A 21,828-nucleotide genomic window follows, 5' to 3' on the forward strand; every position below is an offset into this window, starting at 1 on the left:
TGGGTTTCGCTTCACTCAACCCAACCTACTGAATTAAAATAATGTTTATGCATAAAAAAAAATTTATCCACTCAGTTAACATTGAAGATATTCAACATGTTGCAGAACAGCAATTGGGCAGAAAACTAACGAAAGAAGAGCTAAGATTGGTTCAAGACAAACTCGGCGATTATGTAGGCTGGTACGAAGCGATTCTTCATGCAATTGATGAATTAAAACTTAATCATTGAAATTGTTATGAAAGAAATTAGCCTGAAAAATAGGTGACAATCCGGCTCACCGCAAAGACACCGAGACTTCTTCGTGCGTCTTCGGCGTGAGCTCAGACGAACGTTCGGTCGGATGATTGCGGGGGTTGCTGGAGAATAAGCAGAAACATCCTGCGAATTTTTCTTTTTTCATTTATTTTTCTCTGCGTTCTCCGTGCCCTCTGGGTGAACTATTACAAAAATGGAATCAATATGGAAAAGATACTATGGGGTGAAAACTTTAGTGTCGGCGTCCGGGTCCTGGATAAACAACACCAGCAAATCGTCATGATGGTAAATACCTTAATTGAGATGAACGACACAAAGGTTGATTCAGAAATTATTTCGGACACGTTGACTAAAATGACCCAATACGCCAGCGATCATTTTAGGACAGAAGAGCAATACATGCTCGATTATGATTATCCGGAGTATTCGTCACAAAAAAAACAACACCAGGAATTTAAGAAAAAGACCGTTGATTTCTGCGTGGAAACTATGGTTCATAAAGTAACTGTCCCGGAGGAAATATTCACGTATTTAAAATCGTGGTGGACAAATCACATCCTGAAAGAAGACATGAAGTACAAAGAATTCTTTAATGCAAGAGGGCTGAGGTAATCAAAAACCAGACAACCCACATGTTTTCTCAGAAAGATAAAATACCATTGCAATTGCACATGATGCATCTGGCAGCCGGCCACTTTCGGGCCCAAGCCATTTATGTTGCTGCAAAGCTTGGTATTGCAGACCTGCTCAAGGATGGGCCAAAAACCATTAATGAACTAAGCAATGCCACAAAAGCTCATGCATATTCACTTTATCGGCTCCTGCGGGCCCTTGCCAGCATAGATATTTTTCAAGAAGAGGAGGAAGGTCGCTTTGGTCTTACTCCACTCGCAACCACACTCCAGAGCGATAGCACGACTTCCGTACTACCGGGCGTGCTCCTGGCAGGTTCAGAGTTTCATTGGGAAGCCTGGAGCAATTTGTTCCATTCAGTAATGACAGGAGAAAGCGCATTTGAACACATAAACGGCATACGTTTCTTTGATTATCTTGCAAAAAATCCGGATGCCGGAGTAACCTTTGATGCATGGATGACGCGGTCATCGGAAATGCAAATTCCCGCAATCGTCAATAGCTATGATTTCTCTGGGTATCAAACAATTGTTGATATTGGCGGTGGGCATGGCAGCCTCCTTGCTGCAATTTTGAAGGCGAATCCTCACCTGAAAGGCATTTTGTTCGACATGCCTGAAGTATTAAGATCAGCAAAGAAGATCAGAAATACCGGAATCGAAGCACGATGTGAAATGGTCAGCGGTGATATGTTCAGGTCTATACCACCGGGTGGCGATCTTTATATACTGAAAACTGTTATACACGACTGGAGTGATGAATTATCAATAAAGATCCTTAGAAATTGTCATGCTGCGATGACAGACCAGACACGGTTACTGGTAATTGAGTCTATCGTCCCCACGGGTAATCAACCTCACTTCAGCAAATTCATGGACCTGAATATGTTGGTACTGAACCACGGCGGACGGGAACGCACTGAAGCTGAATATCGGTCACTATTCCATTCAGCCGGTTTCAGACTTACGAATAGTATCAAAACACCTTCACCGTTGAACTTAATTGAAGGTATACGGATAGCGGAAGGTTTTTCTTCAAGTTAGGTTTTAGGAAAACCGACAGATTGAGGATGCCTGTTCACATCTTCCTTCCTTCCACGATGCTTGTCCCGAAGTTGTCGTTGAGCGGTGTGATGGATGCTATCCGAAAACCAGCCGCGTGGTAAATCGCCTCCCATTGTTTTTGAGTTCGTTCCTTGCCCACATGAAAGACCATCATATTGATGTCAAGAAATTTTGCAAATGTACCGCTAGTGTCTCCCATTGGCGGAAGTACTGCATCTACGCAAATCACACGGCCATCACCAACCATTGCAGAATGACAATTTCTGAGGAGTTTGATACAGAACGTATCGTCCCAATCATGGATGATGTGTTTTAAGATATAAACCTCTGCACCGGGCACCCCATCAAACATATTTCCGCCGACAAACTCGATCCTGGAGACAATATCCTTATTCTCCCCTGCGAGATGCTTCTGAGCGATAGGAATGAGGTCTGGCATTTCAAGAACGATACCATACAGATTCCGGTACTTTCTGAGAAGCTCGATCGTAAGATGGCCAAAACTACCCCCGATGTCTGCAACTTTCCTGATACCTGTCAGGTTGCAGTACTTAAGCACGCCGCGTATGGAATTATGGCTGTTTGATTTCATTGCTTCGCCGAAGTCTTCCATTTCCTTCTGGTTGGCTTTACAATACTCCCAGTAATCCATACCAAGTTGTGCACTTGCTTGTGTAAGCCCTGTCCTCAATGCATCAGGCAAGCCCGACCAGACCTTCCACCACGAACCACCAAAAATTTCGGTGAATTTCTTGGCAGATACGGAGGAACTTGAAGTAAGAACATCCGAGAGTGCGGTTGTCCCAAAAAACCCCCCAGAGTCCTCAGTAAAAATTCCTACGCTGGCGCATGCGCGCAGTGCTCGTTCAAGGGCATCCGGTTTTGCATCGACACCATAATTTTGAATTAATTTCAGGGCAGTTTGTGGACCGTGTTTTTTGAGGAGGTCGGGGATATCGAGACGGGTTACTGACGAAATTGTCTGCGATATCCAAGCACCCACAACCATCTGCATAACAATTGCTTGGGGCGGAAGCGCACTTCCTTCACCCTCTTTATCCTGTGTTGCAGCCATAATTTTTTCTCCCATTTGATAATTCGTTTACCATGTTTGGACTACTATACGCCAACAACTCCACATAATCTCACTTTAGAAAGGCAGGCCAAAGGGAATTTTACTTACTTTTGCCGCTCACTGTAGAGAAGTTTTATATTTATAAATAATCTAACATTAGAAAAATACCTGCTTTAAATGTCAATAATAAATATTTGAAAACGGGTAATCTGTAATTTGGATGCTTAACATATTTTTATTGTAATATTAGAGCCGGATTGTTAAAAAAGACGGACAGTAAAGAAAAGGAGTTCGTCGTCCATGAAATATGGCTGGTGGCCTCATTCTGGCTTAACTGTCTTGAGAAAGGAAAAAGACGTGTTCATTACTATTACAGACCGGGAAGACAAAACGACAGGAAAAGAAGAGTTGTTCCTGGACAATCAATTCAGGGTTGTCTCCCGTTCTGGTCTGAATGTTACAGAAATACAAATTATTGGAGTTCTTAAAGAACTTTCCAGTCCGAAAAGAATTCTTTTTCTTGAAAACAGGACCGGTGTGTGTGGAATTGTTGCAAGTGCCTTGTATCCTGAAGCAGAGACAACAATCCATTGCCTGGATTTATATTATGCCAATAAAATAAAGAGGAACCTGTCAAAAAACGGAGTTTCCTCTGTAACGGTTTGTTGTAAGCCATATGTGGCGCAGAGAGAGTGTTTTGACGTGATTTTTCTCCAATTATCTAAGGGGAGTGCCACTAAGGAATTGGTACTGGATTTCATTCAGCAAATCCATCAGGCATTACAACCGGGAGGGAAAGGATTTTTTTCTCTTGAAGGGAATGACCCTTGGATGCAAAATCAGATTAAAAGGATCTTTGGCGGATTTGCTTTTTCTTCCCGGAGTAAAACAGGCTACTGTATCGTTGCGAAAAAGAAGGAAAAACTCAAACGAGTAAGGAATTTTCAGGCAGAGTTTACCATGACGATTTTTGGGAAAAAGCCCATCAAACTCCTCACCATTCCTGGCGTCTTTTCGCACAGGGAAGTCGACCAGGGTACATTGGCCCTTGCAGAAATTGCGGTGGGAGAATCTCAAAAAAACGATGCGGTACTGGACATGGGTTGTGGATGCGGGGCTATTGGGATTTCGATTGCTGTAAACCAGGATGTAAGTAAAGTATGCTTTGTAGATTCAAACTCGCGTGCCGTATACATAACGGAAAAAAATTGCATGCTCAACGGCCTGGAACGTTATAAAGTGCTGTTGCGTGATACAGGAATAGAGGAAGAACAGGGATTCACCCTTTTTACAGGCAATCCACCCTATTTTACCCATTACAAGATTTCCGAACTCTTCATTAACACTGCATACAAGGCCATGAAACCAGGTGGGAGGGCCTATATTGTAGCAAAAACAGCAACATGGCACCATACCTATATGAAAAATATTTTTGGCAATGCAGAACGAATCAAAAGAAGAGGTTATGAGATTATAAAATCGCTGAAGTAAAACGGTTTAAGCGGCGCGAAATGCAATTTCTTTTAACATTTACGAAAGTCACAGTGGTTATGAAGTTATTAGGACGCAAAAGTATTTCTTTAACAGGGGAAAAATACCTATGAAGAAACAGATACCAATGACTATTGAGTTAGAACCGGGTACGTATCAGTGGTGTGCGTGCGGGAATACGAAAAACGAACCATTTTGTGATGGCTCACACCAAGGAACGGACAAAGCACCATATATGTTTAAGATTGTACTGAAAAGAAAATATGTAATTTGCAATTGTTATTTAACAAAAAATCCGCCATTTTGTGATGGTATATGCCGTCGTGTCAAAGTTTCTGACGCATGAAATTGCAATTCACAGATAAAATAATGTGGGTAGAGGTAGCCAAACGACTATTGGAAGAACTTCGAACGGGAAAGGAAAATATTGCTTTTATTTGTATACACCGGGCGAAGTGCTTCCCGGAAGTGAGCCTTCCTCCGGGTCGATCTCACAGATGCTGCCAAGACAGGCAGATTCTTTTGCTCCAGATGTGGAATCTTCTCTCTCATATATCACAATATGGGAAAAATCAATCCCGGGAAGATTTTTGGTCCGCATTCTGTATTCATCTGCCGTAATTTCTTCAAATGGAGCAAGCTGATATACCGTTTTCGACTTCGGTAAGAATGACAATCCACCGAGCATGTCCCAGTTTTTGTAAAGCCAATGTGCCGTCTCAATCCATTCATCATCTGCCACAGAAACAGTGACCGAAGGATTGTGATCGGTGTAGCTTTCCTTGACCATTTTCCAGTATTCAAGCTGATCAATAGCATTGAGATCATCCCTTGTTATGCTCCCTTCCGGTGATTGTACAGGAAATTCTAATACATATGTGGTGGCCGTTGCCACATCTTGTCCAACTTCAGGATAGCACGGGAACTTCTGTTCTTTTAACATGATAAATAACGGGTCCTTTGCAGAAATACGTACCCTGCGAATATAATATCTTGCAAAACGCGGGTGCATGCCTGAGGCGGCATCTACAAGTTGAGAAACAGTTCCGGAAGGCTTAACACAGGTTACTGCGGTAGATTCATTGATACCAAACCGCCGGGCATACATGCGATTCATTTCGACAGCATGGTCTCTCAATTTCATCGAAATATTTGGATCACGCACTGCAGGGGAATCCCATTGTCCGGTAATAGAAACCCCCAGGAGCCGTTCTTCTTCACAATTCGTCTTCCACTCTGGTGAGAGATAGGGAAAGTTTGTTAGCATGGATTGGTAGGTACCCAGTATTGAAGCGATCCTGATTTTTTTCAGTAATACGGTTTCCGTATCTTCCGGGCGGGCAACTACCTCACTCACGTTACAAAACTGCTTCGAACGCAAAATAATCTCCCCGCACGGATTGATACCGCTTGTCATCCAGTATGGCTCGAATTTCTTTAAGCGACGGGCAGGGATCTGTTTCAGCAGACCACTACGATTAAACAAACCGCGTTCACCAGTCCCGGCAATTGCCAGGGCAAGCCACTCTTTCAGAAAATCGGTGGCTTTCGGTTTTACAATATAAACGGCTGAGTTGTTCGCCATCATACGCTGTGGTTCATTAATATAAAAATAGCCGCTCTTGGCCTGGCGCATATCATCATCGTCGAGATCAGATAAAGAAATCAAGGCAGCGCGGCGTACCCCTCCCATCTCTACAACCTCACCGATCTTGCAGACGATATCATGCACGTCAATGTTCCGCAAGCGTTTGCCCTGGGCACCAAGGATTTTCGTGCGCGCGTAATCAAGTAAGGATTGCAGTGGTCCTGGACCGGAACTGCGTCCACCCATAGTGCGCAAACGGGACCCGGCCGGTCTGACCTGTGAGTAATCAAATTTGATATCTTTCCCTTCGTACCATGTATGCAGTCCAATTTTAAGTGCATTTGCCCAGCCTTCCTTGCTATCTCCAACTTCATATAGAGGAAGTAATTCTCCTTTTTGCCTTTGTATTATTGCCAGTTGTTGAACATTCTGACTCTCAACAGAGAAACCTACCCCAACACCAGACATTAGAAGGTACATGATTTCAGCCAAATCCTCGAGACGTGAAGGGGCAATGAACGAACAATTGTATGCCGCAACATTATTTGTTCGGGCAGCTTCGCCGGCAGACCATAAAAGCCGCATGGAGGGCATCACCTGTTGATTCAGGATTGCCTGCCTGATTTCTTCGTATTCCTGAGAGTTTAAACGGCCGCCTAAATTTTCCTGCATGAAATGTATGTATCGGTCTACTGTCTCTATCCACGTCTCGCGTCTGCCTTCCTCCTCGATCCAGCGCGAATACGTCCGGTAATAGATAAATTCAGCGAGGGAGTTCGGGAAATACTTTTTGCTTTCTGCCACAAGTTGTTTGACCCGGTCAGGAATGGCCAGGGCCTTCCTGCGTATTTCTGCCCGCTCATGCCGATACAGAATGTAGGACTTGGCTGTTTTCGGGAATTCAAGCAGGATCAGTGTCTCTTCAACAAGATCCTGAATTTCCTCGACATGCGGAATATGAGTTGCCGGATAAAGCCTGTTGAGACCTGTTACAACTTCACGTGAAACCCGTATGGGGTCATTTTCCAGATCGCCTTCTTTACTTGCCTGCATAGCCCGGTAGATTGCGTTGGTAATCCGTGCCTGATCAAAAGGTACAATTCTTCCATCCCGCTTTTTGACATGAGTAAATTTATTCTTTACTGAGCCGGACATAATTGCCTCCATCAATTAGGACATTGGTGTGAGAAGATAATATCTGGAAGATTTCAAAGGTTCGTGGTGTTTCTCCGGATCGCACATTGAGAGGAAACCAACGCGATTGTGACAGCGATCTTGGTGGGTTCAAGTTTGTAACTTGAAAAATAATGGGTTCAGGTACAAACCTGAACCCTCTCGAGAACCCGCACGAAGACCACGCCAGTATAGGTGGATAAGGGCCATTCTTCGTCATGGGCATCATCACGAAAAATCTGTGAAAAAGGTGGAGATATTATTCCTTTTCCTTTCTCTGACATGAACTACTGAAGCGTCTCAGTTTTTTACCCAGCTTCAACACCGACAAAAAACGAGGCAAGACCTGACTAAAGATATGAGAAGGACCATTTCCTCTCAACGTTTTGGTTTGCCTTACATTAACTTTCTTTCGTGGATCAAACCGGTCGACAGGATCATCAAAGTGTTTGTCTATGGTTTTGTCCCGGCCGTCATCAGAGCCAAAAGAAGGAACACGATCTGCTGTTACCAGCTCCCTGCCGCTCTTTATTTTAAAACGCCTTTCTGCTTTAGCAATGATCCTGAAGTCAAAGTTTTTTGCCATTTCCGGTGTAACGCCAAAGGCGAAGTCCATGCAGTCGTGATGTAACGATACTACACGGGACAGTTCTTTTAAGCCATTTTTATCAAACGAAATATACAATGGTTCATCTATGGACAATTTTTCAGTAGATTTTGGCGTTTTCGTTAACTCTGCAAGCGATTCGTCCAACTGATCAAGCTTAAAGGAGTGATCTTTTGATATGCGATGCACGATATCATCTGCATCAGGAAAATCTATGTTTTTCCAGGTATTTAATAAACCTTCACTCCCGTGGTTGGCTACTATCCAGGGAAGTATAAACCAGAAATGCCTCTGGTATTCTTGCGCAATACTTATTCCCTGCAAGCAATAAATATCGCGACCTTCCTTGTCTCTGTGGTTTGATAAACCGCAACTCACGAGGAACGTCGCTTCTGGTTGGTTTAAGCAATAGAGAGGCAAAACCGGTGATTTACTAAAGGTACTCTTATATTTGTCATACAAATTGTAAAGTTGATTTAATGCCTTAAGGCTTTCTGGTGAAACCTTCGGAGGGACGATCATCCACCGGTAATCTTTGGACAGTGAGCGAGAATATAAGAGTTCCTGGTATATCATGCGATCCGTCTCACCCTTTCCAATGCCTTATTGAGAAGCGGTTCTATGTGTGGCTCAAACTGGCTTAAAACCTCATAATCCTTATTTTTTTCTTCCAGAATAGCCCTGGCAACGCTTTCGGCATCAGGTTTACGCATGATCAGTGACCAGATTTTATTCACCAGTCCTGCCTTTTTCAGTACCTCAGAAAGTTCTTTTTCACGTTGTTTTATACTCTTGTGGGCCTCCACTTTCATCTGTTTTAATGTTTGTCCCAAACAGTAAAATAACACATGTTCCGCATTCAGAGGCGATGGAAATCCTATAATCTTATCCTCGGATTTAAAAGGATGTATCATATCTCCAGTGGGAATAACAGTCCTCCTGGCATTCCCTTCACCTACCGCGGAGACCGGAACAATACCGCCCTCCCAGGTCGGATTTTGTTTACATAAAGACACCATCTGATTGAATACTTCCATCCCACGCTCTATCAAGGGTGCATAATTATCACTTTTCCATCTGGGGTCAACCGTATCGGCTTTGGTCAGCATTATTACGAATGTTAAATTTCTATTGGGATACAACCTGCTATAGGTCGTAAATATCTCGTGAATCCTGCGGGCCCCTGACCGATGCCTTGCTTCTTTAATGTTGGAGTAATACGTCAGGGCAAATGCATCGGCGACAAGGATAACGGCGTTACTAAGCTCAATGTGAGAAGCCAGTTCACTAATTTCGGATTTTGTCGCCTCTGAAGTGTCGTTCGTATCAAGGATATCGGTAATTTCTGTTAGAATACCGCCCCTGTAATCAATCCAATCAAAATACGTTACCGGCTTTGAATTATAGTAAACGGTGAAAGGCCATACCGTTGTCTGTTGTGTACCGTCCGGCCATTTGAATTTATCGACAAGTGAGAATCTGCTAAAATCACCGACACTCAGTATCGCTTTATCAAATTGTTGGACGGTACGCGGGGCAAGGTAAAAACCTGCGTCATTTTGACCCGCATCCCCCAATGTCTCGTAAAGCGATGACATATACGTTGTTTTGCCAGATCCTGATATTCCTACCATGGTTACTTTCATTTCTCATTACCTCTCATAAATCATTTAATAAATACTTGCAATTAAACCTTATACTTCCGTCTTATCATTTCGATGGCTACACCAAAAAATCCAGCTATGAAGGGCAGTGTAATTGTCCATTTTGAAAAACCTGCGATAATCCAAATTACCACAAAAATGGCAAACCCCACTATTGCACCGAAAGAAAATATGTATAAGAGTTGCATTGGCGCCAGTTGAATTTGACCAGTTGCCTTTCGCGCGGCTGGTTTGGGTTCACCTGGAATTAAAACTCTTTTACTCAGTTCTTTCTGTCTTTCAAAATTTTCCGACATCTATTTCCCTTCCTGTTTCTTCAAAACCGATTCTTTTGTTTTATCACGCATAAATTTTATATCTCCTAATCTTACCGAATATCCTACTTTTTTCGCAATAATTTTTGCATTTTCCTTAAGGTAAGTGCAAAGCATTTCCTTCACACTTTCATAATAACATTGTGATTTAACAAAGATTTTAAAGTCGTAAAGATACGACATTATTTACATTGATGGTTATTGAATTCGCTCAGTATTATGCTGTAAGTATCTTTAAATATTATTGTTACAAAAATTAACCGGCAATGACATAAAATACCTCTTACGTTGGTTTGCTTTCTGAAAAAAAGTATTTTATAAATAAATTGAGAGATAAGAAAATGAAAAACATATTTTTTAGAATTGTGTATAGTTTGTTCGTAGTTTGTGCGATTTTTGTTTTGAGCCTATCCTTAGCGTCGATTGAAGATTTGAAGTTAGCACTTGCACAAACTACACCTACGATTACGGTAACGCCAACACAACTACCTTATGAACCGCCTTTTACAGTACACACACAACCAGCAACTAACATAATATCAGACTCGGCAACTTTAAATGGGATACTTTGTTCAGTGGAATTATCAACTCCCGCAAGAACAGCCGTATACTCTGAATACGGTACAACAAGTGGGTTGTACACAGAGAGGGTATTTGTGGCTGGGGCACGCGATGAAAGCAGTACTGATTCTATCGATCTAGTTAAGGTAAGTATAAGAATAAGAGGGCTGCAAGCAGCGACAACTTATTACTATAGAATATATACAAGGTAAACAGTGCTTAGTGAAGAAGAATATAAATTCTTTTTGTATGGAAGTGAAAAGTCGTTTAGGACGTTAGATACTACAATTACACCAATTTTTACAGTAACACCTGAACGTGTCGGAAAAAGACAAAAACCGAAGCATGAAATTCGTGAGTCAACCCTGTCAGGGTTTTAAATCCTGACAGGGTTAGTTTTATTTATATTTTTGCTAAAAATGTCAAAATTATTTTTTAAAGATACTCATAGCAGGCACCTCAAAAACGTTAAAATTATTGCAGACATTTATCTTTACAGATGGGGCAAGTTTTGAAGAGTAGCTACCGGAACCACAGATTCAGCAATTATCCTTGTCAGCTTAAAATATAAGCCTTTCGCCGTGTATTTTCAAAACAAATTCAGGTAGTTTTTGGATTAAGGTGGTTAAAATTGAGGTGAATTAACAGGAAGGATATGTAGCGTAAACATCAGTTCGCCAGACAGCGATATAAATTAGGTTGGGTTGTAAAGAACCAAAACCTAACGACTTTCTTGTCATTCCAAACAAATATGAGGAATTTTGACATCATAAGATTTCTCTTTGCGATAATGACAGGCAAGGATGCCTGTCCCAACGAGGGCAGCTTGAGTAGGGTGCGTCCTACGCACCATCCATACGATACGATGGATTGTTTTGGTGCGTAGGATGCACCCTACACTGGCTTGAAGGTTAAAATGCCTACGGTAGGAGCCGTCTCCTGACAGCGACCGGCAATTCATGACGGTGTGCAAGCGCCACAAGTCGCCAACGGGAGTTGGCTCCTACTGCATAACTTTGAATTTCCTTAACGTTTAATCAGACTGCCTTTGGCAGCAACTTTTAACCTCCCCCTCTGAGAAGGGGACATAAGGGAGGGATGCTGGCAACTTTTTCGTGCAACCGAGACGGTTGCGCTACCAGTATGAAATCATGATTACATGTCATACTACGTGTTCCGCTCGTTCGGTTTGAAATAATCCCCCAGCTTACCGTACAAGGCAAGATCTGTTGCATCATATATCATAACGTCTACCAGTCTTCCAACCAGATCCGCCGGGCCATGGAAAATGACAATGTGGTTTTGCCGTGTCCGACCGGACAACTTATTTGAATCGGATTTGCTGGCGCCCTCGACAAGTACCTGCACATTCTTGCCTATTATTTCCTTATTCTCTTCCAGGCTGATACATTTTTGCAATGCCAATAACTTTATATTTCTCGTCCTTTTTACCTCATCGGGCACATCATCTTCCAGCCCGGCCGCCTTCGTACCGGTACGTGGCGAATATTTAAATATGAAACAGTTCTGGAAACGGATATCTTCCATCAAATGTACCGTTTCATGAAAATCCTGATCTGTTTCTCCCGGGAAACCCACAATAAAGTCGCTGGCTACCGCAATATGAGGAATTAATTCCCTTGCATAAGAGATCAAATCACGGTAGTAACCCGCTGTGTAACCCCGCCGCATTCTTTGGAGGACATGATCAGAACCTGACTGGGCAGGCATGTGCAAGTGTTCGCAGACCTTGCTCAAACGGCTCATAGTACGAATGAGATCACGGGACATGTCTGCCGGATGGGAGGTCACAAACCGTATTCTTTCGAGCCCGTCTAAATCATTCAATTCGGAAAGCAGGTCTCCCAGTGTAACATTTCCACTCAAACCTTTCCCGTAAGAATTTATATTTTGCCCCAGCAAGGTTACCTCTTTACAACCATTCGATACAAGTGCTTGCACCTCTTTTTTTACATCGTCGATTGTCCGGCTGATCTCCCGTCCCCGCACGTAGGGCACAATACAATAGGAACAAAAGTTATCACAACCCCGCATAACCGTGACAAATGCCTGATAAATATTCGGCCGGTAGGTCACTGCCCTCTTTACATTAACAATTTGATCCTCATCTATGGCAAGGACATGCGAACCATGATTTTGAATCTTTAAAAGCAGTTCGGGTAACCGTGAAAACATACGCGTTCCGCAGACGAGGTCTACATGAGGCATACGTTTAAATATAGCCTCACCATCTTTTTGAGCCATGCATCCAAGAACACCCACAATAACTTCGGGGGATCTTTTCTTGAGTTTTTTTAATGCCCCCAGATGGGAATATACCTTATCCTCGGCATGCTGGCGCACGCTGCACGTATTAAACAGGATGACATCGGCTTCGTCAGCCTTGTCAACAATTCTATAGCCTTCTTCCTGCAATAGCCCTAACGAAAGCTCGGCATCGAGCTTATTCATCTGGCAACCGAAGGTTTCAAAAAAAACGGTCTTGTATTGTTGGTCTTTATGAGAAAAAATAATAGAATCCATCATGGCATTTATCTATACAAACGGTAAATGCATTTTACATTTGAGTTCAGTTTTAAAAGCAAATACAAATCCTGTAAGCATCAGTTATCAGTTGTCAGCAAGCAGCATCTGTCTGACTGCTAAAGGGTGGCAGTTAGGCGCTTAAAGCTGTAATTGTAACGAACCTCGGAATGTAATCCAAGTACTTTTTGGATATCGTGTTACTTTATGATCCAAATTCGAATTCTTTTATAGAACTGATGGCACGGGTGCGGGCATTGATCAAAAGGGGAAAGGTTCATTGCCAAACTCGATTAACGGTTGCAGACCTTTCTCTGGATACTGATTCATACGATTAAGGGTGTAGGGTATATCATGAAGGATGGAAAACCATGAACTCATGGTCAATTCGCACAAAACTCCTGCAGGAAATCTTTTGATTCTTCTTGGAGTGGGGATTGTCGGAAATTCCCTCCTGTTCCTTTTATTTGGGTTCCCGTTTCTTCTCTTCGCCTATCTATCGATCATCTGCGCAGGGGGAAAACGACTTGAAGACCGCAAAAATAGATTTTTGGCTGACATGATACTGATGGCCAGCCCACTATTCCTTTTCATTTCCCGGTTATGTATCACGGATATGCTACTGACCTTTTTTGTCTGTGCCAGCCTTTACCTTTTCTTCATTGAATATGCGGAAACTAATAAAAATAACCTCAGAAAGTTATTTCTTTATTTTCTCCTGAGTATGGTTTTTCTGGTAAAAGGGCCGATATGTATCTTGTTGTTTATCCTGATTACCATGGGTTTTCTCTTATGGATACGCGACTTTCAACATATCAGGTGTCTTTGGTATCTACCGGGATTCCCGATTTTCCTTGGTATTATTTGTGCATGGGGTATTCCCTTCTGGTTATCTCTAACAAGTCCTTGCATTACTTTCGCAAGAAATGACCTATATCCTTCCCATTTCCCCTTCCATTGCATTACTGACCAAGTCACTTTCCCGATGGGATACGGAAGACACTTTCGGGAAAAGGTACTTATGGATATTGTGGCTTGCATTGTCCGTGTCTGCAACGATTCCCCTGGTGTTAATTTTTGTCATGCTAAAATGGGCACTAACCGTGCGTGGTTTATCCACAATTCAGTTGGTCGTTCTCATTATGGTTCTTTTCATCGGGACTGTGATATCGCTCTATACTTTCTTCATGAGCAGGCGTTTTCTCCAAGCCATAAAGGTCTTTTGTCTCAGAAATTGCTTCGTTCTGGGTATTGCCATGGCTTATTCAGTGAAATACTTAGGAACCTTTCGGTCCACAAAGGGATTTGTGGAAAATTGTCTTTCAGACAAGAAGAATTATATGCTTTTCAGTTACGGGCGAACTATGCCAAGTCTTGTCTTTTACAGTGGGAAAAAATGTGCTGGAAATAGAGGCAGATACCAGATTTAAAAAACGTATTTCTGATCAAGAATGTCCTCTTTATGTCGTAATGAGTATAAATGATTATCAGAAAAAGCAGGAATGGATTCATAAAAAGAAGTTTCATGCCATATGTCAGAATAATACGCATGTCGTATTAGAAAAAGACTGAATGAAAAAAGGAAGTTCTGTATGCAGGAAAATTCCAGAAAACGGCAAAAAAATTTCTTTGATATACTCGCATTGGTTGTCGTTTCCGGTTTGGTTATATTTCCAGCCCTCGGTCAGGAGAGACATCTTGCGAGCCACTAGATCCGCCATGCAGAGATTGTTCACGAAATGGCAGAGAGCGGTGACGAAAGGTCTCTATGGGATTCTTGTCCCAATCTTTTTTGCAGTCTTTGCACCATTCCGCAACCAAGACTTTACACGGCCCTGATACGGTACAAGCTTTTAAATAAGCTGATATTGAATAAACGCTTTAGAAAAGAAGATGCATCCGGTATCCTCCGGTAATAACACCCGGACAATAGCAATCTGCTACAACTCTAAACAAGGAAACATTTGCAACAATTAACGAAATATGCTACAAATCTATCTTCCAAAATCTTTCTGCTCATCTGTATATCTTTGCAATACCACCAAGCATCTACTGTTGGTTGATGATTGATTTATGGCAAAAAGGAGATGTGATTAGATGAATATAAAAAATGCCCTATACCCCTATACCTATAAGCTACAGATCATCATTTTTGCAGTTGCCATCATAGGGTTCTCAGCTGTCCCCATCACCAACTATTTTCGCAGCCACACCCATGATCACATGAAAGACTACGGCAGATGGTATGAAGTTGGACAGATCGCACTTCACCATGGCGACATATACCAGAAAGGCGGAGATGAAATGTTTCATTTCATGTATCCGCCCACAGCAGCCGTCTGTTTCGCTTTTCTGAGTGTATTTGGACTATTACCGTTCATTGGGATTCTTGTGCTTGTAAACTCAGCGGCATGGGTCACAAGTATTCTCTTATCACTATATCTTACTACAGGGAAGGCACTACGACAACATCCGCTCCTATACATGATACCAACCGTATGCTGCACACCGTACGTCTGGGACATTTATCTGCTGGGACAACCCAATTTATTGCTATTGGCGTGTATGCTTGGAGCATTTGCCTGTCTTCGACTGAAAAAAGAATGGTGTGCAGGAGGATTGATTGCAGCGGCTGTGTCAATCAAAGCGTTCCCTATCCTTTCCATTGCATACTTCGTGTACCGTCGGCATTGGAAAGCAACACTGTTTACGCTTGCGTTCCTGTTCTTTTTCCTCGTGCTCTTGCCTGCTCCATTCCGGGGGTTTCAGCGCAATCTTCAGGATCTTATGACCTGGAGTGAAGGCATGGTATTTCATTATGATGCAGATTCGATTGCCCAACGCCCCAGCCGCGGGTACAGTTGGAAAAACCAGTCGCTGATTGCTGTTGCCAATCGGCTATTGCGCCCTGTGGATGTCTCCCGGTCAAAAGAGAACCCACGCTACATAAACTTGGCAAATCTTGATTTCAAGTACGTCAATATGATTATTGTCGTTGTAGGTCTTGCTCTGTGTTTATTTTACGTTGCATCGATGCCGCGCTACACACAACGAACGGCATGCAGTGACTCAATCGAGTACGCAATGCTGATATTACTAATCCTTATCTTTACACCACTTTCTTTCACGTACTTTTATGTCTGGCTTTTATACCCACTCACAGTTGCCTTGAATATCCAGCATACTTTGCCAAATCCGTCCCGAACGAGGAATATGATGTTAATATGGTTTATCGCTTGTTTGCTCCTTCTTAGCTTCACACTACCTGTGCCCGGATTTGAGATGTTTAAGGCAATGGGCAATACCTTCTGGGCTTGCGTGTTATTGCTGGTAGGACTTGGCTGGAAACTGCGGCAGTTAAGGACGGTACATAAGAATGAGCGCCGCTAAGATGATCGGAATTCTCTAAAACACCCGGAAGATGAACGATGCAAAATGCCCGGGAAACATCGCAGGCCAGCACAAAACCTAAACTGCACGCTTACCTTTCTGCCATATATAAATTCATTCAAAAAATCATTGAAGGTTACTTTTTGATTTTAACGATATTTTTTGTATAATGCTTCAACTGGAAACCTTTATCCGGAAAATTACAATGCCTTAGGGCATAGGAGTTCCTTCAGTAGCATAATCAACTTAACCTCTTATCACTACAGACACTTATGTATCCATGTAATCTGAAATCTGCAGTTGCTTTTAAAAATGAGTTCAACAACCACTGTTAGCAATACCCGAATAATAGCAACGTGTATCATATTGTTTACAGCAATTCTCTTCCTGTTCAATATTGGGAAAAGGGACTTGTGGGCACCCGATGAACCTCGCTATGCACAAGTTTCCAAAGAAATGAGGGAAAGCGGTGACTTTATCGTCCCTCACTTAAACAGTGTGCCTTATCCTGATAAACCCCCGCTCTTATTTTGGCTCATCAATGTATTTTCAGTTCCTTTTGGAAAGATTACGGCATTATCTTCCCGCCTGCCTTCAGCCTTTGCGGGTATCGGTTGCTGTCTGGCAATATTTTATTTTAGTAAAAGATTATATCAAAACACACGAATAGGTCTATTATCAGCACTCATCCTTGCCACCAGTTCGAAGTTCCTCTGGATGGCTCATCGCGTGGCCTTTGATGTCCTTCTTACGTTTTTTGTAACAATGGCGATACTGTGCTTTTATAGAGGATATACCGAACAAAAAAGCAGGGGAAGAAATTATACACTTTTTTATATTTTCATGGCCCTGGGAGTTCTTACGAAGGGGCCTGTTGGTTTTATCCTCCCTTTTTGTGTTGTATTAACGTATCTCCTCTTGAAAAAAGATATCGGGATATTAAAAAAAACATATCCCTGGATAGGTGGGTTGATATTTGTCTTTATTGTATTCACCTGGGTCTATCTGGCAAGTATCTATGGCGGCAAAGAATATACTTACCAAATCCTTTTCAAACAGAATGTCGGGAGATTTGCCAGTTCATTTGCCCATAAAAGACCAATGTATTATTATTTCATAAATTTTCCGATTAACTTTTTACCCTGGAGTGTCTTTATCCCGAGTATTGCAATATATCTGTTTTCAAAAAAAGGACAGGAAAAGATCCGGAGTATCCTGTTACCTCTTATTTGGTTTACCGTTATTTTTGTTTTCTTTTCTGTTGTGTCGGGAAAAAGAGACATCTATGTCCTTCCCCTTTATCCCGGTGCAGCCTTGCTTACAGCCTGGTTTTTGAATGAATTTGTTGAACAATTCCGGGAGAAACCTTTTAAAAAAATAGGTTATTATCCGTGCTATACCCTGTGTGTTGTATCGCTGGCATCTGGAATTATTTTACCGATCGCGGTGTACAAAATCTTCCCTCAGTATACGACCACAACAATTCCGTTTGTAATCATTCTCCTGATTGGCGGCTTTACCATGTTACGTTTTGTGAAGTACGCAAGGATAATTCCTTTCCTTTTTACCCTCATTTTTGTTATTTTTGCCGTTTTTAACATAAGCACCTTGCAGGTTATCCCCGTCCTGAACCAGTATAAATCAGCAAAAGAAATTTGCGATAAGGCCAATTCCATGATAAACTCCGGAGATAAATTGGCCATGTACAATTTCTTCAGGGATCCCTATCTGTTCTATACAAACAGGAATTACATAGAAGTTATGCATGGGCTGGATGACTTAAAACAATTTCTGAATACAAACGAACGGGTGTTTCTTTTTATACAGGAGAAGGATTTCAGGAAGGTATCAGAATGTCTTGAAATGCCTGTATTTGTGCTGGGAAAAGATTCTGTAGGGCACAGAAACATCCTTTTTATCTCAAACAGGGAAATGTAACCATGATGTGGCGTAGCCGTTACCAAAAAAGAGTTACCCGGTACCGGGTAACAAATGTTATCGTTTGTTTTTTTTGACAAATTCGAAATTCAACTACCGAAATCCGACCCCCCCCTTTCAATTCCCATTAGTTTCCTCTCTTGTTTTTCTTTTCTCTAATTTGTTTTAAAATTGACATGGGAATAAAATATGAGTAGTATAACTTTTTTTATAAAATTCTTGATGTTACCCCTATGAGTATTTCACATATAGATACCGATATATTAATCATTGGCGGTGGAGCAGCGGGATGCTTTGCCGCTGTGGAGATTTACAAAAAATCCCCTACCTGTAATGTTGTTGTAATGGAAAAGGCACATATCGAGCGCAGCGGTTGCCTGGCCATGGGGTTAAATGCCATCAATGCTTATTTACATGCCGGACAAACCCCCGACTCATATGTTGCGTATGTTGAGCGGCAGTTTGAGGGCATTATAAGAAAAGACCTGGTTTACAGCATTGTCCAAGGACTCAATAAGGCCGTCAAAGATGTTGAAGATATGGGGCTTCCCATTGAAAAGAACGAGGACGGTACTTACAAGATGCGCGGAAAACGCAGTATCCGTATTTTCGGTGAGCGGTTAAAACCCATCCTTGCAGAGGCTGTACAAAAAACCTCTGCCCTGGTGTTAAATCGTGTTGTAGCAACAAATTTTATTTACGATGGTGACCGCGTCCGTGGGGCATTTGGATATGGAGTAAAAAACAGTACGTTTTACGTAATCAGGGCCAAAGCTGTTATTGTGGCGACTGGCGGTGCTTCGGGTATCTATAAACCAAACAATACCGGGGAGGCACGGCATTTAATATGGTATTGCCCCTGGAATGTGGGTACTGGGTACGCCATGGGAATACGCATCGGAGCGGAAATGACGAGTTTTGAGAATCGGTTTGTTGCTTTACGGGTAAAGGATGTAAATGCACCAACTGGTACCATTGCCATAGGAGCGCGTGCAAAACAGATCAATGCGCGCACAGAGGATTATCTGGAACTCTACTACAAACACCTGGGGGGGAACAAGTGCCTGACACAGCACAGGGTTCTGGCAACAATAGAAGAGAAGAAAATGGGGCGGGGCCCCTGCTATCTGGATACAACTACTTTGAACGAGTCCGACGAAAGAAGATTAAAAGAAGATTTCTTGAATATGAATCCTCAAATCATCCTTTTGTGGGCGAGCAAGGGCATGAATCCCCGGCATAAACCCGTGGAAATTCAGGGAACGGAACCTTTTATTGTGGGTGGCCATTGCCAGGCAGGATATTGGATTGATAAAGAAAGAAGGACAACCATTCCTGGTCTTTACGCTGCTGGAGAGGTTGCGGGTGGTGCACCGAAAAAATACGTTAGTGGAAGCTGGGTTGAGGGGCGTATTGCGGTAACGACAGCCATGGAAGACATAAAAGATGTAACATTGAAAGATATAGACACTGAGGTAATTCAAGGAGAAAAAGCCCGGGCCCTGGCACCTTTAACGAAAAAAACAGGCATTTCACCCCAGGAGGTACGGGAACGACTCCAAAAGATTATGGACGAATATGCCGGCGGTATTTCCATGAATTACGCGCTTCATGAGGAAAGGCTGCTGGAAGCAAGACGATTGTTGAAATGCTTGCGGGACCGCATAAAAGATATGACAGCCGTAAATAATTATAATTTGGTTGAGGCATTGGAATGCATAGATAGAATTGATGTTGCAAGGGTATTGGTTGAACATCTGATCTACCGCAAGGAGTCGCGATGGGCATGCTATCAGACCCGATTGGATTATCCAGAAAAAGATAATTGCCGATGGCTTACCTTTGTTAATTCTCTCTATGATTCAACTACGGACGAAATAAAAATGGTGGAAAGGCCTTTGTGCTCATGAGTATCTTCATCGATGAAAATATTTGTAACGGATGCAAAGGATTACCCGAGGCACGATGTGAACGTATCTGTCCCGGAGACCTATGTTATCGTAAAGAAAATATGAAAGCAACTATTCGTGATCAGTCTGCTTGCTGGACCTGTGCATGCTGTGTGAAGGAATGTCCGGTGCAGGCAATTGAACTGAGACTACCTTTCCAGGTATGCAGTGGTGGCTCTTCTTTGAAAGCACGGCTGAAACGCGACAAAACGATTTGGACAATATGGGACGCCGAGGGGCATCAGGAAGAATTTATTATTCAGGCAAGATATTTGAAAGGAGATTAAAGAATGACGGTTAAAAACATTGCCCCACATGGGGGTAAGCTTGTTAATAGAATTGTTTCCATGGAAGAACGGGAAATGTTCCTGGATAAAGCAACTCATTACGACATGAAAAAAATCCAGCTAAATTCCCGTGAGATGTCAGACCTTGACATGATTGCGGTTGGTGCAATGAGTCCTCTGGAAGGATTTATGTGTAAAGCTGATTACGATAATGTGGTAGACAACATGCGGTTGGCCAATGGATTGCCATGGTCAATTCCAGTTGTTCTCGCAGCTACAAAAGAGGAAGTCGAAGGGCTCAAGCCAGGCAAAGATGTTGCCCTCGCAGATCAAGCCAACGAGGTGATCGCCATTTTACATCTGGAGGAAATCTTTCATCACGACAAACCGAAAGAATCCATGGAAGTCTATGGTGTGGATGATAGAAAACATCCTGGCGTGGATGCTGTTTATAAAATGGGAGAATATCTTCTGGGTGGCAAGGTTAGCGTAGTCAATCGAGCAAAACCTTCCGATTTTTTATCATATCGGTTGGATCCAGTTGAGACAAGGGAATTGTTCGTGAAAAAGGGTTGGAAACGCGTGGTTGGATTCCAAACTCGTAATCCCGTACATCGCGCCCATGAATATATCCAGAAATCCGCACTGGAGATCGTGGATGCCATCTTTTTGCATCCTTTGGTAGGGGAAACAAAAAGTGACGATGTACCTGCAGATGTGAGGATTAAAAGTTATGAAATCCTCTTAGAGAAATATTACCCAAAAGATAGGGCAATGTTGTCGGTATTTCCCGCAGCTATGCGGTATGCAGGGCCTCGGGAGGCCGTCTTTCATGCTCTCGTAAGAAAAAATTATGGCTGCACACACTTTATTGTGGGTCGAGACCATGCAGGCGTCGGGAATTATTACGGAACATTCGACGCCCATTACATCTTTGATGAATTTGATCCGCAGGAGATAGGAATTACACCGTTATTTTTTGACCATACGTTCTACTGTAAAGCCTGCAGCGGTATGGCTTCTTATAAAACATGTCCCCATGACTCGTCCAATCACGTCATTTTGAGTGGTACAGAAGTCCGTAAAATGCTGAGTGCAGGACAAGCTCCACCACCCACTTTTACAAGACCAGAGGTTGCAAAGGTATTGAGTGAATATTACCAAAAGTTAAAATAGCTTTCGTAATTATTTTGCACGAAAGTCCGGTGTGATATAAATCCTCCCCAAATAGACAGGGGCGAGCGGCCGTTCGCCCCTGCACTTTTGAGAATACCCAATCAAAGGACATCTAAG

Annotated in this window: 17 protein-coding genes; 11 read left to right on the forward strand and 6 right to left on the reverse strand. The window is 42.5% G+C overall.

Going from position 1 to position 21,828, the window contains the following annotated elements:
- Nucleotides 1-47 precede the first annotated feature (47 nt).
- The 3 genes from E3K36_08540 to E3K36_08550 all read left to right on the forward strand — a co-directional run bounded on the left by E3K36_08540 (nt 48) and on the right by E3K36_08550 (nt 1,933).
- On the forward strand, nt 48-230 hold the full coding sequence (locus tag E3K36_08540) for a hypothetical protein (GenBank protein MCF6155286.1): 183 nt from the start codon (nt 48-50) through the stop codon (nt 228-230).
- A 231-nt stretch (nt 231-461) separates the two neighbouring features.
- Nucleotides 462-869 (forward strand): bacteriohemerythrin, encoded by a 408-nt coding sequence (locus E3K36_08545; GenBank protein MCF6155287.1) that lies wholly within the window; start codon nt 462-464, stop codon nt 867-869.
- 20 nt (nt 870-889) lie between these two features.
- Nucleotides 890-1,933 (forward strand): methyltransferase, encoded by a 1,044-nt coding sequence (locus E3K36_08550; GenBank protein ID MCF6155288.1) that lies wholly within the window; start codon nt 890-892, stop codon nt 1,931-1,933.
- A gap of 34 nt (nt 1,934-1,967) precedes the next feature.
- Here the strand turns inward: E3K36_08550 and E3K36_08555 are convergent, their stop codons facing one another.
- A complete protein-coding gene (locus tag E3K36_08555; protein MCF6155289.1) occupies nt 1,968-3,044 on the reverse strand; it encodes a hypothetical protein in 1,077 nt (358 codons plus the stop codon).
- A 285-nt stretch (nt 3,045-3,329) separates the two neighbouring features.
- Between E3K36_08555 and E3K36_08560 the strand changes: the two genes are divergently transcribed.
- Together E3K36_08560 and E3K36_08565 are read left to right on the forward strand one after the other, a co-directional pair.
- Complete coding sequence (locus E3K36_08560; protein ID MCF6155290.1) at nt 3,330-4,520, forward strand: hypothetical protein; 1,191 nt, start codon at nt 3,330-3,332, stop codon at nt 4,518-4,520.
- Nucleotides 4,521-4,629: 109 nt separating this feature from the next.
- A complete protein-coding gene (locus E3K36_08565; GenBank protein MCF6155291.1) occupies nt 4,630-4,866 on the forward strand; it encodes a CDGSH iron-sulfur domain-containing protein in 237 nt (78 codons plus the stop codon).
- An 87-nt stretch (nt 4,867-4,953) separates the two neighbouring features.
- On the opposite strand, the gene E3K36_08570 is transcribed toward E3K36_08565, so the two are convergent.
- The 5 genes from E3K36_08570 to miaB all read right to left on the reverse strand — a co-directional run bounded on the left by E3K36_08570 (nt 4,954) and on the right by miaB (nt 12,971).
- Nucleotides 4,954-7,263 carry a ribonucleoside-triphosphate reductase gene (locus tag E3K36_08570; protein ID MCF6155292.1) on the reverse strand — a complete coding sequence of 770 codons (2,310 nt, stop codon included), beginning with the start codon at nt 7,261-7,263 and terminating at the stop codon, nt 4,954-4,956.
- A 277-nt stretch (nt 7,264-7,540) separates the two neighbouring features.
- Entirely contained in the window at nt 7,541-8,464 is a 924-nt protein-coding gene (locus E3K36_08575; protein ID MCF6155293.1) for a hypothetical protein, read from the reverse strand.
- Nucleotides 8,461-9,534 carry a hypothetical protein gene (locus E3K36_08580; GenBank protein MCF6155294.1) on the reverse strand — a complete coding sequence of 358 codons (1,074 nt, stop codon included), beginning with the start codon at nt 9,532-9,534 and terminating at the stop codon, nt 8,461-8,463. Before E3K36_08580 ends, E3K36_08575 begins: the two co-directional genes overlap by 4 nt.
- A 41-nt stretch (nt 9,535-9,575) precedes the next feature.
- Nucleotides 9,576-9,848 (reverse strand): hypothetical protein, encoded by a 273-nt coding sequence (locus E3K36_08585; protein MCF6155295.1) that lies wholly within the window; start codon nt 9,846-9,848, stop codon nt 9,576-9,578.
- Between the two features lie 1,746 nt (nt 9,849-11,594).
- Nucleotides 11,595-12,971 (reverse strand): tRNA (N6-isopentenyl adenosine(37)-C2)-methylthiotransferase MiaB, encoded by a 1,377-nt coding sequence (gene miaB / locus E3K36_08590; protein MCF6155296.1) that lies wholly within the window; start codon nt 12,969-12,971, stop codon nt 11,595-11,597.
- A gap of 361 nt (nt 12,972-13,332) precedes the next feature.
- Here miaB and E3K36_08595 point away from each other — a divergent pair, with 361 nt between their 5' ends.
- From E3K36_08595 to sat, 6 genes are all read left to right on the forward strand, one after another.
- Nucleotides 13,333-14,382, forward strand: coding sequence for a hypothetical protein (locus E3K36_08595; protein ID MCF6155297.1), 1,050 nt, complete (start codon nt 13,333-13,335; stop codon nt 14,380-14,382).
- A gap of 686 nt (nt 14,383-15,068) precedes the next feature.
- On the forward strand, nt 15,069-16,361 hold the full coding sequence (locus E3K36_08600; GenBank protein MCF6155298.1) for a DUF2029 domain-containing protein: 1,293 nt from the start codon (nt 15,069-15,071) through the stop codon (nt 16,359-16,361).
- Between the two features lie 312 nt (nt 16,362-16,673).
- Nucleotides 16,674-18,299 carry a glycosyltransferase family 39 protein gene (locus tag E3K36_08605; GenBank protein ID MCF6155299.1) on the forward strand — a complete coding sequence of 542 codons (1,626 nt, stop codon included), beginning with the start codon at nt 16,674-16,676 and terminating at the stop codon, nt 18,297-18,299.
- 233 nt (nt 18,300-18,532) lie between these two features.
- Nucleotides 18,533-20,209, forward strand: coding sequence for an adenylyl-sulfate reductase subunit alpha (locus E3K36_08610; protein ID MCF6155300.1), 1,677 nt, complete (start codon nt 18,533-18,535; stop codon nt 20,207-20,209).
- Entirely contained in the window at nt 20,206-20,535 is a 330-nt protein-coding gene (locus E3K36_08615; protein ID MCF6155301.1) for an adenylylsulfate reductase, read from the forward strand. The genes E3K36_08610 and E3K36_08615 overlap by 4 nt, the downstream gene beginning before the upstream one ends.
- 3 nt (nt 20,536-20,538) lie before the next feature.
- On the forward strand, nt 20,539-21,711 hold the full coding sequence (gene sat, locus E3K36_08620; protein ID MCF6155302.1) for a sulfate adenylyltransferase: 1,173 nt from the start codon (nt 20,539-20,541) through the stop codon (nt 21,709-21,711).
- The last annotated feature ends 117 nt before the right edge of the window (nt 21,712-21,828 follow it).

The organism is Candidatus Brocadia sp., from assembly GCA_021646415.1.
Lineage (GTDB): Bacteria > Planctomycetota > Brocadiia > Brocadiales > Brocadiaceae > Brocadia.

Coding starts and splice junctions, on each gene's coding strand:
- E3K36_08580 (MCF6155294.1), bottom strand. CDS start 9,534: ATGAAAGTAACCATGGTAGGAATATCAGGATCTGGCAAAACAACGTAT.
- E3K36_08570 (MCF6155292.1), bottom strand. CDS start 7,263: ATGTCCGGCTCAGTAAAGAATAAATTTACTCATGTCAAAAAGCGGGAT.
- E3K36_08540 (MCF6155286.1), top strand. CDS start 48: ATGCATAAAAAAAAATTTATCCACTCAGTTAACATTGAAGATATTCAA.
- E3K36_08555 (MCF6155289.1), bottom strand. CDS start 3,044: ATGGGAGAAAAAATTATGGCTGCAACACAGGATAAAGAGGGTGAAGGA.
- E3K36_08595 (MCF6155297.1), top strand. CDS start 13,333: ATGGAAAACCATGAACTCATGGTCAATTCGCACAAAACTCCTGCAGGA.
- miaB (MCF6155296.1), bottom strand. CDS start 12,971: ATGGATTCTATTATTTTTTCTCATAAAGACCAACAATACAAGACCGTT.
- E3K36_08605 (MCF6155299.1), top strand. CDS start 16,674: ATGAGTTCAACAACCACTGTTAGCAATACCCGAATAATAGCAACGTGT.
- E3K36_08585 (MCF6155295.1), bottom strand. CDS start 9,848: ATGTCGGAAAATTTTGAAAGACAGAAAGAACTGAGTAAAAGAGTTTTA.
- E3K36_08545 (MCF6155287.1), top strand. CDS start 462: ATGGAAAAGATACTATGGGGTGAAAACTTTAGTGTCGGCGTCCGGGTC.
- E3K36_08610 (MCF6155300.1), top strand. CDS start 18,533: ATGAGTATTTCACATATAGATACCGATATATTAATCATTGGCGGTGGA.
- E3K36_08565 (MCF6155291.1), top strand. CDS start 4,630: ATGAAGAAACAGATACCAATGACTATTGAGTTAGAACCGGGTACGTAT.
- E3K36_08575 (MCF6155293.1), bottom strand. CDS start 8,464: ATGATATACCAGGAACTCTTATATTCTCGCTCACTGTCCAAAGATTAC.
- E3K36_08600 (MCF6155298.1), top strand. CDS start 15,069: ATGAATATAAAAAATGCCCTATACCCCTATACCTATAAGCTACAGATC.
- E3K36_08615 (MCF6155301.1), top strand. CDS start 20,206: ATGAGTATCTTCATCGATGAAAATATTTGTAACGGATGCAAAGGATTA.
- sat (MCF6155302.1), top strand. CDS start 20,539: ATGACGGTTAAAAACATTGCCCCACATGGGGGTAAGCTTGTTAATAGA.
- E3K36_08560 (MCF6155290.1), top strand. CDS start 3,330: ATGAAATATGGCTGGTGGCCTCATTCTGGCTTAACTGTCTTGAGAAAG.
- E3K36_08550 (MCF6155288.1), top strand. CDS start 890: ATGTTTTCTCAGAAAGATAAAATACCATTGCAATTGCACATGATGCAT.